10 protein-coding genes and 5 pseudogenes are annotated in these 14,531 nt (G+C 71.0%); 8 read left to right on the top strand and 7 right to left on the bottom strand.

The annotated features are described in order from the left end of the window. The first annotated feature begins 12 nt into the window (after positions 1-12). The 5 genes and pseudogenes from RIU97_RS02940 to RIU97_RS02920 all read left to right on the top strand — a co-directional run. Positions 13-891, top strand: coding sequence for a phosphatase PAP2 family protein (locus RIU97_RS02940; RefSeq protein ID WP_404953149.1), 879 nt, complete (start codon positions 13-15; stop codon positions 889-891). Beyond that, positions 888-1,781: a hypothetical protein gene (locus tag RIU97_RS02935; protein ID WP_404953148.1), complete on the top strand. Its 894-nt coding sequence runs from the start codon at positions 888-890 to the stop codon at positions 1,779-1,781. Before RIU97_RS02940 ends, RIU97_RS02935 begins: the two co-directional genes overlap by 4 nt. 120 nt (positions 1,782-1,901) lie before the next feature. Further along, positions 1,902-2,168, top strand: a complete 267-nt coding sequence (locus tag RIU97_RS02930) for a GlsB/YeaQ/YmgE family stress response membrane protein (protein WP_030390536.1) — start codon at positions 1,902-1,904, stop codon at positions 2,166-2,168. A gap of 159 nt (positions 2,169-2,327) precedes the next feature. Further along, the gene (gene rraA, locus RIU97_RS02925; RefSeq protein WP_404953147.1) at positions 2,328-2,807 is read left to right on the top strand and encodes a ribonuclease E activity regulator RraA; all 480 of its coding nucleotides are present in this window, start codon (positions 2,328-2,330) and stop codon (positions 2,805-2,807) included. A 213-nt stretch (positions 2,808-3,020) separates the two neighbouring features. Further along, positions 3,021-3,815, top strand: a pseudogene (locus RIU97_RS02920) (peptide-N4-asparagine amidase); the annotation flags it as partial. Between the two features lie 197 nt (positions 3,816-4,012). Here RIU97_RS02920 and RIU97_RS02915 read toward each other — a convergent pair. Next, positions 4,013-5,002: a tyrosine-type recombinase/integrase gene (locus RIU97_RS02915; RefSeq protein WP_404953145.1), complete on the bottom strand. Its 990-nt coding sequence runs from the start codon at positions 5,000-5,002 to the stop codon at positions 4,013-4,015. A 16-nt stretch (positions 5,003-5,018) separates the two neighbouring features. Next, positions 5,019-5,604: pseudogene (locus RIU97_RS02910) on the bottom strand (transposase family protein); the annotation flags it as partial. A 192-nt stretch (positions 5,605-5,796) separates the two neighbouring features. Here RIU97_RS02910 and RIU97_RS02905 point away from each other — a divergent pair. After that, positions 5,797-6,605 (top strand): annotated as a pseudogene (locus RIU97_RS02905) (IS5 family transposase). A gap of 460 nt (positions 6,606-7,065) precedes the next feature. Here the strand turns inward: RIU97_RS02905 and tcmP are convergent. The 4 genes and pseudogenes from tcmP to RIU97_RS02885 all read right to left on the bottom strand — a co-directional run. Continuing rightward, positions 7,066-8,043, bottom strand: a pseudogene (gene tcmP, locus RIU97_RS02900) (three-Cys-motif partner protein TcmP); the annotation flags it as partial. Positions 8,044-8,139: 96 nt separating this feature from the next. After that, positions 8,140-8,877 (bottom strand): annotated as a pseudogene (locus RIU97_RS02895) (DUF5131 family protein); the annotation flags it as partial. Positions 8,878-9,043: 166 nt separating this feature from the next. After that, positions 9,044-10,267 (bottom strand): hypothetical protein, encoded by a 1,224-nt coding sequence (locus tag RIU97_RS02890; RefSeq protein ID WP_404953144.1) that lies wholly within the window; start codon positions 10,265-10,267, stop codon positions 9,044-9,046. Then, a complete protein-coding gene (locus RIU97_RS02885; protein ID WP_404953143.1) occupies positions 10,264-11,268 on the bottom strand; it encodes a hypothetical protein in 1,005 nt (334 codons plus the stop codon). The genes RIU97_RS02890 and RIU97_RS02885 overlap by 4 nt, the downstream gene beginning before the upstream one ends. A 123-nt stretch (positions 11,269-11,391) precedes the next feature. Between RIU97_RS02885 and RIU97_RS02880 the strand changes: the two genes are divergently transcribed. Further along, positions 11,392-11,613 (top strand): hypothetical protein, encoded by a 222-nt coding sequence (locus RIU97_RS02880; RefSeq protein ID WP_384341433.1) that lies wholly within the window; start codon positions 11,392-11,394, stop codon positions 11,611-11,613. Between the two features lie 104 nt (positions 11,614-11,717). Here RIU97_RS02880 and RIU97_RS02875 read toward each other — a convergent pair whose 3' ends face one another. Continuing rightward, positions 11,718-12,323, bottom strand: a complete 606-nt coding sequence (locus RIU97_RS02875; protein WP_404953142.1) for a hypothetical protein — start codon at positions 12,321-12,323, stop codon at positions 11,718-11,720. Between the two features lie 459 nt (positions 12,324-12,782). Between RIU97_RS02875 and RIU97_RS02870 the strand changes: the two genes are divergently transcribed. Continuing rightward, positions 12,783-14,387 (top strand): protein kinase domain-containing protein, encoded by a 1,605-nt coding sequence (locus RIU97_RS02870; RefSeq protein WP_404962739.1) that lies wholly within the window; start codon positions 12,783-12,785, stop codon positions 14,385-14,387. The last annotated feature ends 144 nt before the right edge of the window (positions 14,388-14,531 follow it).

Genomic DNA, 14,531 nt, shown 5'->3' with positions numbered 1-14,531 from the left:
AGAGACCGGGGGATGACCTCCCACACCACACCTGCCGGGCCGGAGGCCGGGCCAGCCGGACCGAGAGCCGCGCGCCGTCGCCTCATACGCGAGCTGCTGCTCGTCGCGGGTTTCTTCATCGTCTACAAGGCCGGCCGGCTGCTCTCGACGGACCGCACCGAGGAGGCCTTCCGCAACGCGGAGCGAATATGGGACGCCGAGCGAACCCTGCGCCTGCCCGGTGAAGGCGCGGTCCAGCGGCTGCTGCTGCACGGGGACGCCCTCGTGCACACCGCGAACACCTACTACGCGGTCGTCCACTTCCCCGCGACCGCGCTCTTCCTGATCTGGCTCTACATCCGCCGCCCCGCGCACTACCTGTGGACCCGCCGGGTCCTGGCCGTGCTCACCGGAGCCGCCCTCGTCCTGCACCTCGCCTACCCGCTCGCGCCCCCGCGGATGCTCGAAGCCGCGCAGCTCATCGACACCGGGCAGGTCTACGGGCCCACCGTCTACCGGGCCGCGCCGGACGCCGACACCCTGGCCAACCAGTTCGCCGCGATGCCCTCGCTGCACTTCGGCTGGGCGCTGATGCTCGCGCTCGGCGTGATCGCCGCCACCAGCGCCAAGTCCCCGGGCGGGAAGGCCCCCTCCCGGTGGCGCCTGCTGTGGCTGCTGCACCCGCTGCTGACCCTGCTGGTGATAGTCGGCACGGCCAACCACTACTGGCTCGACGCCGTCGTGGCCGCGGTCCTGCTCGGCGCGGCCCTGCTGCTGGTCCCGAGGCCGCGCGCGAGCGGTCCCCACGCCGACCCGGGTACGGACCCGCGCGCGGACGCAGACATGGACGCCGACGTACGGGGGCTGCCGGACCGGCAGGGTGCCGCGGCCGCCGTAGGGGCCGGGCAGTGAACGACACCGTCCTCGCCCTCGCGCTCTGCCTCGCCTCCGCCGTGGCCTACGCGGCCGGCGCCGTCGCCCAGGAGCGCCTCGCCCGCGCCGCCGTCGCACGCAGCGCCAAGGCCCTGATGGGCTCCGGCGCCTGGTGGTGGTCGGCCGGGCTGAACGCGTCCGCCGCGCTCCTGCACGCGTCCGCCCTGCGGTACGGACCCCTCACCCTGGTGCAGCCGCTCGGCGCGCTCACCCTGGTCGCCGCGGTCCCCCTCGGCGCGCGCCGCGCCGGACGGCGGGTGGCGGCCACCGAATGGCGGGGGACCCTGGCCACCGTCGCCGGGCTCGGCCTGCTGCTCCTCCCGGCCTCCGGGCCGGCCCCCGACGACACCCTCACCCTGGCCGAGGCGCTGGCCGTCTCCGGGGCGACGGCCGCCGTGATCCTGGCGCTGACCGCGGCCAAGGACCCGCGCTCGGGGCTGCGGCACGCGACGGCCTCCGGGCTGGCCTCCGCGGCGGCCTCCGCACTGACCCAGACCGTGGCCGTGGCGGGCGGCCGCGGCGGGGCCCTGCTCAGCTTCCGGGTCGTCGCGGTGGCCCTGCTCGTCGTGTTCTTCGCCGTGGGCGGGATGCTCCTGTCGCAGCGGGCCTACCGCGGCGGACTCGGAGCCCCGCTCGCCGTGGTGAACCTGGCCAACCCGCTGGCCGCGGCCGCCATCGGCATGGTCCTGCTCGGCGAACGCCTCCAGGGCGGAGCGCCGGGGATGCTGCTGGCCGCGGCCGGAGCCCTCCTGGCGGCCCGCGGGGTGGTCCTGCTGACCCGGACGCCCTCCGCCGGGGCGGTTCCCCCGCGGACGGTGCCCGACGTGGCGCCGGCCGCCGCCGAGCCCGTCGGACGCGTGGCGGTCTGAGCCGGAGAGAACCGTTTCGGCCACGGTCGCGTCCTCCCCGGTGAACCTCCGGGCGTAAGGAACGGCCGGACGGCGAGCGAACGACCGAACCACCGAACCACCGAAGCGGAGTGACTGGGCATGGGGATCGTCAGCTGGATCATCCTGGGACTGCTGGCCGGCGGCATAGCCAAGGTCCTGTTGCCCGGCCGGGACCCCGGCGGCCTGATCGGCACCACCCTCATCGGCGTCGCCGGCGCCTTCATCGGCGGCTGGCTCTCGGCGAAGGTCCTGGACAAGCCGATCCAGACGGAGTTCTTCGACCTGGCGACCTGGGGTTCCGCCATCGCGGGCTCGCTGGTCCTGCTCATCGGCTACCGCATCCTGTTCGGCAACTCCCGGGACTGACCCGGCTCCGCGGGCCGGGACCCGCACCACGACCCGTCAGGTTCCGGCCGATGTCCGGGTGCGGGCCGGGCACGGTATCCCTCGCCGCGCCGGACGAAGGCCTACCCTGGCCGGACCACGCGACGTACGAGAACGAGCAGCGAGGAAACCGGTACCGACATGAGCGTCACCCCCGTCCCCACGGCCGATCTGTACGACGAGTACGGCGAATCCCTCGGCATCTGTGCCACCGCGTTCCGCCAGTTCGGCGGCCGCCGCCTGTTCGCCGGTCCCGTACGGACCGTCCGCTGTCACGAGGACAACGCCCTGCTGCGCGGCCTCGTCCACACTCCGGGCGAGGGCGCGGTGCTCGTCGTGGACGGTGGCGGCTCGCCCCGGACCGCCCTGGTCGGCGACCTCCTCGCCGGCGCGGCCGAGAGCAACGGCTGGGCGGGCCTGATCATCAACGGCTCGGTCCGCGACAGCGTCGCCCTCGGCGGGCTCGACCTAGGAATCAAGGCGCTGGGCACGGTCCCGCGCAAGAGCGGCAAGACCGGCGAGGGCGCGGTGGACGAGCCCGTCACCATCGGGGACGTCACCTTCTGTGCCGGGGACACGGTCCACGCCGACGACGACGGCGTGGTCGTCCTGCGCGGCTGACGGCGAGAACAGGCCAGGGTCCGCGCACCGGCCCTGGCACGGCCGGGCCGTGCCGGGTTTCACTGCGGGTCCATGAGACGACACAGGATCACGGGCCTGCTCGGCGCGATCGCGCTGGCCGCCGGCACCCTGGCCGCCGCGGGACCCGCGTACGGCCTCACCCCGGCGGACCGGCCGCCCGCGCACGGCCTCACCCTTGCCGCCGCAGGACCCGTGCACGGCCTCACCCGGGTCGACCCGGCGTCCGTGCCCGGCCGGGCCCCGGCCGACCCGCCGCCCGCCGAGTTCGGCACCGACTGGCACGACCCCCTCACCCCCGGCCCGCCCGTCGCCCGGCCCGCGACCCGGTCCTGCGAGGTGACCCTCGCCGAGGCGCAGTTCCGCGACTTCACCCCGTACCAGGGCAGCTACGCGCCGGCCGCCGCCTGCGGCACCGGCCCCTGGGCGAAGGTGGTCCTCCGCCTCGACGGCAAGGTCAAGGGCCGCCAGTACGACCGGCTCGGCCACCTCTCCCTCGGCGGCGTCGAGATCCTGCGGACCTCCACCCCCCAGCCCTCGCCCGACGGGATCACCTGGTCCGTGGAGAAGGACGTCACCCGCTACCGCGACACCCTCGCCCGCCCGCAGCCCGTCGAGATGCTCATAGGCAACGTCGTCAACGACACCTACACGGGTGTCATCGACGTCAAGGTGACCCTGACCTTCTACGCCGCCGAGGGCGGCGCCGCGGCCCCCGACACCCCCGACCGCGTCCTGCCCCTCACCTCCCCGTCGGTCACCACCCCGCGCAACACCGAGCGCCTCCTCGCCGAGGTGTACGCCACCGGCTCCGGCGGCGGCTGCGAGGAGTACTGGTACATGACCGCCCCGGACGCGGCCCCGTACTCCTGCAAGGCCGCAGACGGCCCCCACCGCGAGGTCCGGGTCTCCGTCGACGGGCAACTCGCGGGCATCGCCGCGCCCTTCCCCACCGTCTGGACGGGCGGCTGGTCCAACCCCTTCCTCTGGCAGGGGTTGGGGAAACGTTCCCGCAGGTGAAAGGCTCGCAGCACGCGCAGTCGGGCATTGATCGGGCACATGGGCGCACCGGGTGCCCGCCGAAGTGATACGTGCAGGGCCGAAGCCGATCAGCCGAGTCGTCATGGCCCGATAGCCTGGCACAACCGGAGCCATCACCACACCTTCCGCAGTCAGTTGAGACATGATCAGGCCGCCGTCATGAAGTTGCCCATGACCTCCAGTCCCCGGACGCCGGCGTCGGGGATGAAGTGCGCGTAGGTCTCCAGCACGGTCTCCACGGTGTCGCCCATGTACTCCCCCACCGTCACCGGCGTCTCGCCTGCGCCGAGCTGCACCGAGGCGTAGGTGTGCCGCAAAGCGTGGAATGTGAACGGCGCCGTGCCATTCCAGGCATCCCGAGGCGTCCCGTCCGCCCGGTACAGCCGCTCCACCAGCCCGGCTTCCTCCAGAGCCGGATTCCAGTTGTCGGTCCGGAAGATGTTGCTGGTGATCGGGTTGCCGTACGCCGTAGTGGTGAGCAACCGGACCGTCACCTGCGGCCTCTGCTCCCATGCCATGGTGGGTTCGCTCGCGTCGACCCAGGGCAGCGTCACCTCTACGGATGGGAATGCCTCCATGTGGGCGAGCAGAGCCTCCTCCAACTCCGTCGGCACGGGCAGACGGCGGGTCTTGTCCCTCTTCGGCAGCTTGAACCAGTGCCGCGCCCCGATGCTCTGGAGCTGCCGGTCGACATACAGCCAGCCGTCCCGCAGATCGTCGGGGCTCCACGCGAGCGCCTCGCTGGGGCGCAGGCCAGCGGCGACGCCGAGATCAGCGAGGGCGCGGTACCGCGGGTGGAGGGCAACACGCACATCCCGGAACACCGACGGGCCCCACGCCTCCTTGTTCGTCGGCGGCCTTTTCGGCGGCCGAGCAGAATCCAGCCCCGGGAAGGGATTGCGGGGAATGCGGTTTGCCTCGCACGCGGCCTGGAGGATCTTCGACAGGTTCTGCCACGCCGTGCGGACTGTCCCCGACGCGACCTGCTTGCGCAGAGCGAGCTTCCAGGCGTTCAGTTCTTCCGTGCCGATGTCGAGCAGCCGCTTCTCCCCGAGGTAGGGCAAGATGCAGGACTTCACACGCTGTTCGGTGCGCTCCCGGGTACCGGGCAGGATCTCCGCATTCGGCCACCACACGGAGCCTTTTCCAACCTCATGGTGAGGCGTGGTGAAGGACGAGGACGGCCTTCACGATGTCGGTGATCCGGTTGGTGCTGCAGCGGAGCTTCCGCAGTAGGCGCCAGCCCTTCAGGGAGGCCATGGCCTGCTCGCCGACGCACCGGATCTTGGCGTGGGTGCTGTTGTGCCGTCGCTTCCATCGCTTGAGCCGGCGGCCCCGGAAGGGGACTCGGATGTGGCGGCCGGCGCCTTGGTAGGCCTTGTCCGCCCAGCACTTCAGTCCCGCGGCGGCGAGCGCGTCGACGATCCCGTGGCTGCGGGAGGCCGTCAGGTCATGGGTGGATCCGGGCAGGGCCGGTGACGCCCAGAGCAGTCGGCCGAACGGGTCGGTGAGGACCTGAACGTTCATGCCGTGCCGTTTGTGTTTGCCCGAGTAGTAAGGGGGGGTCGGCGGCGATCCGGTCGATCGGCAGCAGGGGGCCGTCCAGGATCACGAATGCCTTCGTGCGGGCGGTCTCCATCGCCTCGGCCAGGGTCGGTGCCGCAGAGGATTTCGCCGCCTCCACGGCAAGGCCCCTCAACCGGCCGGTGCACCGAAACCCAGCACCGCAGGCGCAGGCCGGCCAATCGGCATGAAGAACAAGCACCTTGCACGCGAACGCACCGTCGGGAAACAGGACCAACCGGACCTCACGGCAACCATCGCAAGCAGCAGAGCTGGATAAACGTCAAGCTTAGAGCTCGTAACAGGATCTTGTTGAGATGCCCTGGTCGGGCGTAACCAGTGCGATGATTCGGCCGTTCGTGAGTGCGTGAGCACTCGGCCGTGGATCGTGGACGACGACTTGTGGGCACTGATCGAGCCGCTGCTGCCGCCCTGGCCTACGAGGTCGCCAGGGCCGCGGCCGGTGGCAGACCGGTTGTGTCTGCAGGGCATTCTGTACGTCCTGCACAACGACATCGCCTGGCAACTCCTGCCGCCTGAGCTGGGGTTCGGCTCCGGACAGACCTGCTGGCGAAGGCTGGAGCGGTGGCAGCAGGCCGGAGTCTTCGACCAGCTGCACCGGATCCTGCTCGCCGAGCTGAACGCGGCCGGCCGGCTCGACTGGTCGAGGGCGTGCGTGGACGGCTCTCACATCCGCGCGAAAAAGGGGGAGCCGACACCGGTCCGTCGCCGGTCGACCGGCGGAAGACGGGCAGCAAACACCACTTGATCTGCGACGGACGCGGCACCCCGCTGAAAGTCATCACGACCGCGGCGAACGTCAACGACGTCACGCAAACCCTCGCCCTGGTCGACGGCATCCCGCCGGTGGCGGGCCGCCCCGGCCGTCCCCGCAGACGCCCGGACGCTCTGCTGGGAGACAAGGGGTACGACTCCAATCCCAACCGGGAATAGCTGCGCAGACGCCGGATCCTGCCCGTCATCTCCCGCAAGGGCGCCCCGAACATCAAGGGCATGGGCAAACTCCGCTACGTCGTCGAGCAGACCTTCGCCCTCCTGCACCAGTTCAAACGACTCGCGGTCCGCTGGGAACGCCGCACCGAACTCCACGACGCGCTCGTCTCCCTCGCCTGCAGCCTCATCTGCTGGAGACGCCTCAACAAGCCCGATTCATGATCGTGTTACAAACTCTGAGAGGGCGTTATATGACACCGTCTGGCGGTGACCGCATGGCTCAACTGCCTTGAGCGCTGCGACGGCGAACGCTGGAGCGGGGTGGTCCCCAGTGCGTCCACTCCTCCAGGTCCCAGTGCCTGCGCCTCTATCAGATCACCGGATCGTTGGCCTGGTTGTGTCGTTGACTGATGTGCAGTGGGCCTGGATCGAGCCGCTGTTACCGGACCGGACTCCGCAACAAGGCGAACGATGGAGGGATCACCGACAGGTGATCCCTCCATCGCCTGGAACTACCGGACAGGATCTGCGTTCTCCTGGGCGGCTCGCTCGGCGTCGAACAGCGCGGACCGCGCCGCGTAACGTCGTGTCGGGGAACCGGGCGCACAGCTCCCGGCCCTCCTGCGTCCAGTCATGCAGGTCCCGGCCCGGGTGCTGCGGCCTCCAGCTCAGCGGGCTCAAGTCACGCGCAGCTTCCGCACGTCGCCGACCCCGGTACAGCTGGTTTTGCCCTCCTTGTAGAGCTCCTTGATGGCTGCGCGGATGTGCTTCTCCCAGGCTTCGTGGAGTACCCCGGCCAGGACCTCGCCCAGGTGGCTACCCACGACGAAGCTGCCGTGCTTGTGGAGGAGGTCCTCCAGGTTCGCGCGGATCGTCTTGATCCACCCGAGGCGGCGGATCTCTTCCTCCTGGCGCGGCTGGCTGCTTCGTGGAAGAGCCAGAGGCCGTCCCTGTGACGGCTGAAGTAGACCAGCTTGTAGGCCACCTGGAGGTTCGCGCGGTTGCGGACGTCTACGGTCCAAGTGCCTGCGCCGACGGCTTCGCCGACCCGCTTGGCGAAGCCTTTAGTAATGCGGTCGACGGCTTCCGGGTTGTTCTCGGAGTCCAGGAACTCCTGCTGCCACCAGTCTCCACCGCAGGCGGCGTCCAGAGCTTTCAACTGGGCCGGCTTCCCGGGGGTGTCCTTATTGTTGGTGAGCAGGCCACCGATGCGGCGCACGGCGTTGGCGTTGAAGTTCAGGAGGACCTCGGTGGGCTGGCCGCCGGCGGGACGGCTCCCGAAGATCCGCTGGGTTAGGGCGTCGAAGGGGATACCAAGGCCGAAGGGGTCGAGGAAGGCAAACAGGGGTGACCCCTGGGCCGCTTCCAGGACGTGGTCCAGGTGCCTTTCGACGCGGCCCTGCAGAGCGTGGGCCGCCAGGCCCTGCTCGCAGGCTTCTGCTACGAGCGACGACAGGGACTGGTAGTTTTTGCGGTTCTTCTCGATGAAGTAGCAGTCGAGCTTGCGGAAGGCCGCGATGGCGGCAGCGGACTCGAGGATGAGGGCCGGTGAGCCAGGGGTGCCGTCGTCGTACTGGCCTGGGCCGGCATAGCCGTCTAGGTAGACGACCCGGCCGTCCGGGGCGTACTTGCCGACCTTGCTTGCGAAGGGAACCACGTACTTGTCGAGCACCGCTTCATCGGGTTCTTCCAAGATTCCGCCCCTCATCTCAGAATGTCTGGGACAAGTTTGCGGTGGGTGAACCCGGTGCACGACGACGGGGATCGGCATCTGGTCCCAGGTTCGTCCGTCCAGGGTTCGACCGCCGGCCTTGGGCGTGTGGCCGCCCCACTGCTTGAAGAAGAACGCGACCTGCTCGTCAATGCACAGATCGCGAATCTGGGCGGCCCAGACTGGGTCCATCGGCCGGTGGCGAGGCCCTGACTCACCACCGGCGATCACCCAGTGAATGCCGTCGAGCCTCAGGCCTTCGAGCGGGCCCAGCAGGGGCTCGCAGGAGAGAAACCGGACTGCAGCAGGTACCTGGCGCAGTTCGTCGACTCTCGGAAGTTCCTTCGCGGTCTCCACAGAGACGCCCATCCACACGTTGGTCGGCCACTCCAGGCGGTGCGCGACCTGACACAGTCGGCCGGCCCGCTTGGTGAGGACCTGGTAGGTGTGCTGGGGGGTGTCCGCCATGACCTCGAAGACACGGCGTACGAAATCCAGGGGCACTCGGGCGTGGAAGAGGTCCGACATGGAGTTCACGAACACCGTGCGGGGGCTCTTCCACCCGTAGGGAACGTCCAGGGCGTCCGGATGAACCGTGAGATCGAAGCCTGGACCTGAGGTCCGCGGATCACCGTCGTTCTGGTATGTGGCCGCTCCCATGGCCTTCAACCGCTTCGCCAGGGTCAGTGCGTAGCAGTTGTCGCAGCCCGATGAGACGCGGTCGCAGCCCGTCGTCGGGTTCCAGGTCGCCTCGGTCCACTCGATCGAACTTCGGTCACTCACCGGTTGCCTCCTGTCTGGCCGCACCCGGCTTCGGCGGGTCAACGAAGGTTGCCGGGAGCGTGGCATCCGCCGTCCAACCACCCTTATGCCCATGGTTCTTGGTCAAAGTTCCTTTCTGGAGCAGGGCAGCGAACGAGACGTCGTGCCAAACCATCTCCTCAGCTGGTCACGAACCGATGCCGTCGGTGGCGGCGTCCTCGAAGAGCTCGCCCTCGGCGATGTACTCCCAGAACACCGGTGAGTTCGGTGACCATCCGCCCTGGGTGCGGAGCTTCTCGACGCGCTTGCCGTTCTTGCGGCCGGTGGTGACCAGTCCGCGTCGGCCGGAGTGGACGGTGATGCGGCGGCCGGTCATGCCGGCGTACCGGGCGGCCCGGGCCATGGCGCGCCCGACCCCGTCCGGGGAGAGTCGGCGGGCGCCGAGGTTGCCCCACTGGTCGACGTAGACGAAGGCCGGGCCGCCGGGGTCTGCTCCGGCGGCGGTCTTGGCGTGCAGCCACGCGTTCCAGCAGCGGACCGGGCAGCTGTCGGGGTGCTCGCCGTAGGTGACGCGCACGGTGCGGCCGGGGCGGCCCTTGACCGGTGGAACGTGCACCTTCAGGCCCTCGTCGGTCGGCACGACCTGGACGTCGTCGAGCTCGGACATCTCCTCGTTGCGCCCGGCGACGGCGAACTTCAGGGTGTTGAGGGCCCGGTCCCGCAGCCGGGCCAGTTCCGGGACGAGGTAGGTCCGGCGGGGGCTCCAGGCGTCGGCTGCCCGGGCGGGTTCGCGCGGAGCGCTGTTCATTCTCCGCAGGTCGTCGGGGGAGAGGGCGGCTGCCTTGCCGCGGCCGCGGGCCTGCCGGCCCTTGTCGAGCTTGAGCGGCTTGAGGTTCCGGCGGGCGGCTTCGGTGGCATCCTTCGGCACGGTGTACTTCCGGCGGCGGGCCTCGGAGGTCACTCCGGTGATGCGGCGCTCGATGGAGTTGGGGGCGGCCTCGACCACCTCGTCGAGCCAGGTCACGAAGGCGACGAAGGTGCCGACCGTGACGGCGCTCAGCGGCAGGCGGACGCCCCGCTGTTCGGCCAGCCAGACGTGGAACTCCTCCCACAGCTGCCAGTCCCGGGCGTACCCGGTGCGGGTCTTGGACGGCCGGATCCGGCCGAGGTGCTCCTCGGCGTCCGCATCCAGCGCGGCCAGGACGGCAGCGGCCGGGTCGTACGCCGTGAGCGTGCCCGCGGCCGGAGCGTCATCGACGAGTTCGGCGTCGACCACCTCCACCAGCACGACCTCGCGCGAGGCGGGGACCGCCGTTCGCCCCGAGCCGCCGCCGGCTCCCTGGCCGTCGGCCGCAGCCTGCCCATACCGGCGCCCCGCCGGCGGGGTTTCCTGATCCGGTGGCGTGCTCACGGGGCCGTCTGCCGGATCGAGGCGGCCTTCTCTCGTTCCTCCAGGAGCCGGTAGACCTCCTGGAGTTCCCGGTGCCGGGCCTCGGCGTCCGGCTCGGCGTCCGCCCGGTCCAGCCGTTCGTACAGGTCGCGCAGGTGTTCCGCGGAGCGGCCCGCCTTTCGCCTGGCCGCCTCCGTGAGGCCGTCCTCCCCCTGGAGCCCTTGCGCGTGGGTGAGCAGAAGCTGGATCCGCTGGCGGGCGCCGTCAACCTCGTACCGGTCGCGGAAGGCGTCGAACCGCTGCTTGAGGGAGACGAGGTCGTCGTCGAGGGCCTCGGGCGTCAGGTGTCCCTCGGCGACCAGGGCCTGGGCGAGTCGGTCCTGGGCGCGGCCGAGTTGGGCGGTGGCTTCCTGCACACCGCGCTGGGCCTCGCGGACGGCGCGCATGGCCTCGGTGACCGACACCGATCCCTCGGCCCGGTCCGGACGGTACACCCGGAACATGCTGGAGACGTCGCTCGGCGGGCGTTCTAGACCCGCCCGGTACGCATCGGCGACGGCCACCGCCACGTCGTGATCCCTGTCCATGCTGGTCCGGGATCCGGCCATGCGCAGGGGCACCCGCCCGTCCGCCCGGGCGCTGTGCGACCACTCCTCGGCTTCGACCCTCTCCAACATCCTCAGCCAGCTGGAGACCTTCTCCCGAGGCGCGGCCAGCCGCTCGATGCCCCCTTCGATTTCGTGGTCGGGCAGCTGGAGCGTCTCGGGATGCGTCTTGACGGTCCACAGGACGTCCAGCAGCGACTCCAGCACGCCGGGGCTCGGCAGGCGGTTGCCGCTGAGGTAGTGGAACAGCGTCGACCTGGCCATCGGCACCAGCCGAGCGAGCGCGCCGGTGGGCGTGCCCTCGGGCAGGCTGAGCGCCACCAGCTCGCGCAGGTGGAGCGTGAACAGGCGTCGCAGCGGCGGCACATCGTCGGCGACCGGCTTCATCCTGCGGCCCGGGCGGTTCTCTTCGGACACCGAATTCTCCTTTCTGACCTGCACGTTAGGAAAGTCTCAACTGTTGTCTCATGCTCGTGAGACAATTAGCGGAGCGTGAGAGAACCGCTACCGCCCCGTCACTTCTCTTGCCCGGGAGTCCCCGTGCTCACTGTCGCCGTCGACGCCGCCGCCAGCGGCCCCTACACCGTGATCGCCGTCCTGCTGGGCGCCCTGATGGCCGTCGCGGTCTTCTTCGGGGTCCAGCAGCCCAAGCCCCGCGGCCTGGCGGCCGGGTTCTGGCTGGCGGTCATCACCGCCGGCCCGGTGGGGGCCGGTACCTACTACTTCGCCGTGTCGGTCATGTCGAACCTGAACCTGCTGTAGTCCGTCCCGCCCGACTCCCGGGCGACAGGACGTCCCCGTCCGCTGGGGCCCGGCCAGTTGGCCGGGCCCCAGCCGCGTTGCGCGCCGCGTCCGCCGCGGGCCGCTCACGCGCCCGGCTCCTGCGCTCCGTGTGCCGCGGGTGCACCGAGGTGGCGGGCGAAGCGCTGGTGGGCGGCCTGCTTGCTCACGCCGAGGGCCTTGCCGATGCCGGTCCAGGACTCCCCGCCGCGCTGGGCGGCGCCGGCCGCCGCGCGGCCGGCCTGCTCGGCGAGGGCCTCCAGCCGGGCCACCGCGCGCAGGGCGGCGAGCGGGCGTTCCTCGGCGAGTTGGGCCAGCAGGGTGCGGGCCTCGTCCAGCAGCGCGGCCGCCTCGTCGGGGACGGCGGCGGCCGTCGCGGGGCGGGCGTGCACTGCCTCCCACTCGGCGAACGGGCCGCGGCCGTCCTCCCAGTTCTCGGTCGTCTCGGTGTCGCCGAAGTCGACTGGGTGAACCATGGCGCCGCGCCACTCCGCGGCCGTGCGGCCCCGGCCGTCGCGGCAGTCGCAGCCCGCGCGGACGCCGACGGCGAGCGGGCGGCCGTCCCGGCCGTCGAAGCACCACCAGGCGGCGTTGCCCGTGCCGGGGTTGTCCGCGGCGGTGGCCTCACGGCCGTCGGCGAGGACCGCGACGGCGTACCCCTCGTGCCGCCCGTCCTCGGTGGCCCACCCCATGCGCGCACGCCTCCTCGCCTCGTGACCGACCGTCAAGGTTTCTTGACGGTCTTGACGTTCTCACACCCGGCGGACCATCGTCAAGGATCCTTGACGCCTCCGGGTGGTGCCCGTTTTATCGCCTCGGATATGGCACGTTATCCGAGGCGAGACGCACCGTGCCACCACATCACCCGGAACTGATGGAGAAGCCAGTTCCTCCGGGATGAAGGGAGGTTCGCGGCGGGCACCGGGGCCTGGCCGTCGCACCCGTGCACGCGGCCACCAGCGACCGGACCGGGTGGCCCGCAGTGAAGTGAAGGTGCACCACCTCGTACGGATACCAGTCCGACTGCCGGTACTCGCAGCAGGCCGGCGGCGGAAGGAGCGGATTGGCGACGGCAGCCCGCCGGGGTAGGGCCGATTGGCGGCAGCATCGGCGGTACGCTCATTCCCGCACGATGGGAGGGGACCCTGGTGATGCAGCCACTGGAGGCCGGTGATCCGGAGCGGATCGGCACGTACGAACTGGTGGGCCGCCTTGGCAGCGGCGGCATGGGGGAGGTGTTCCTCGGCCGTTCCGCCGACCAGCGGCTCGCCGCGGTCAAGGCCGCCCATGCCGAGTACGCACACGACGCCGAGTTCCGGCGTCGCTTCGCCCGCGAGGTCGAGGCCGCCCGACGTGTCGACGGCCGCTTCACGGCCGCGGTCCTCGACGCCGACCCCAGCGCCCCGCGGCCCTGGCTGGCGACCGAGTACATCCCAGGTGTCTCCGTCACCGAGGCTGTCGTCTCCGTCGGTCCGCTGCCGGAAGCCTCCCTGCGGGCGCTCGCCGCCGGCATCGTCGCCGCCCTGGAGGCGATCCATAGCGCCGGCCTCACCCACCGCGACCTCAAACCCTCCAATGTCCTGCTGGCCGACGACGGCCCGCGCGTCATCGACTTCGGCATCGCCCGGGCCGGCGACCACACCCAGATCACCACAACCGGCATGACACCGGGGACTCCCGGTTACATGGCGCCCGAGCAGCTCCGCGGCGGTGACGTGGGTCCGGCCGCAGATGTCTACGCGCTCGGCGCCACCCTGGTCTACGCGGCCACCGGCCACGGCCCGTACGGGCAGGGCGATGCGCTGGCGATGATGTACCGCACCATCGAGAGCGCACCACTACTGGACGACGTGCCCGCCGCACTGCGCCCGACCGTCGCCCGCTGCTTGGCCAAGGACCCTGCCGACCGCCCCACGGTCCCGCGGCTGCGGGCCCAGTTCGCGGTCGGCTCCACCCTCGGGCACGGAGGGTGGCTGCCAGCCCGGCACAGCACGATGATGCTGGGACGGAGGGAGTCGGCCCACGCGGCAGCGACGGCCATCCGGCCCTCCTCGCGCACCGGCCCCGCCGACGTGTCGGCGCCGGGAGTGTCACCCCGGCGGGGCCTGTCCCGGCGCTCCATGCTGCTCACCGGGGCAGGCGGAGCCCTGGCGGTCAGCGGCGGGGCGGTCGCCCTGTTGTTCTCGCTCGACGGCCAACCGGGCGGCAAGACTGGCGCAGCCGCCGGGAGTCCGAGCCCGTCTGGGGTCACCGACGTGAACGGGACGCGTTCCCCGGGCGGCTCGACCTCGCCGACAGGGGCCTCGTCGCCGGACGGCACGGCTTCAGCAGGCGGGCCCGCCGGGGTCGGGGCGCTGCCCGTGATCACCTCGGGCCAGGGCTTCGGTGAGAAGCCGACCCTCGCCGTGGGGAGCGGCCCGGCCCCCACCGAACTCGTCGTCCGGACCCTGGTCCGGGGCAGTGGTGCCACCATCGGCAAGGGCGACTCCGTAACCTGCCACTTCATTCTGCAGCCGTGGGACAGGGCCGAGGTTCTCGACAGCTCGTTCGCCCGCGGCGAGCCGTTCACCGCGCAGATCGGCGTCGGCCAGCTCATTGAGGGCTGGGACACCGCGCTCCTGGGCAAGCGGGCGGGCAGCCGCCTGCAGTTCGCGGTGCCGCCGGCACAGGGATACGGATCCCAAGGGCATGGCAAGATCAAGGGCACGGACACGCTGGTGTTCGTGGTCGACATCCTCGTGGTGAACAGGTCGTAGCCGAGCCGGTGAGTAGCTTCTCGTCCTTCAGCAGGCCCGATCGCCGGGCGGTGCTGATCGGGATGTCCACCCACCACCTGAATCGGTATTGCTGGACTTGCACCATGCGACCTCGCTGTCGAGTCCCTACTCAGCGATCAGCGT

This window comes from Streptomyces sp. 147326 (assembly GCF_045000215.1).
Lineage (GTDB): Bacteria > Actinomycetota > Actinomycetes > Streptomycetales > Streptomycetaceae > Streptomyces.
The sequence above is the reverse complement of the archived record's forward strand: the minus strand, read 5'-3'. Positions and strand labels throughout refer to the sequence as shown.

Bases quoted from the DNA above. Each gene is read 5' to 3' on its own strand.
- RIU97_RS02940 (WP_404953149.1), top strand. From the start codon at position 13: ATGACCTCCCACACCACACCTGCCGGGCCGGAGGCCGGGCCAGCCGGA.
- RIU97_RS02930 (WP_030390536.1), top strand. From the start codon at position 1,902: ATGGGGATCGTCAGCTGGATCATCCTGGGACTGCTGGCCGGCGGCATA.
- rraA (WP_404953147.1), top strand. From the start codon at position 2,328: ATGAGCGTCACCCCCGTCCCCACGGCCGATCTGTACGACGAGTACGGC.
- RIU97_RS02875 (WP_404953142.1), bottom strand. From the start codon at position 12,323: ATGGGGTGGGCCACCGAGGACGGGCGGCACGAGGGGTACGCCGTCGCG.
- RIU97_RS02870 (WP_404962739.1), top strand. From the start codon at position 12,783: ATGCAGCCACTGGAGGCCGGTGATCCGGAGCGGATCGGCACGTACGAA.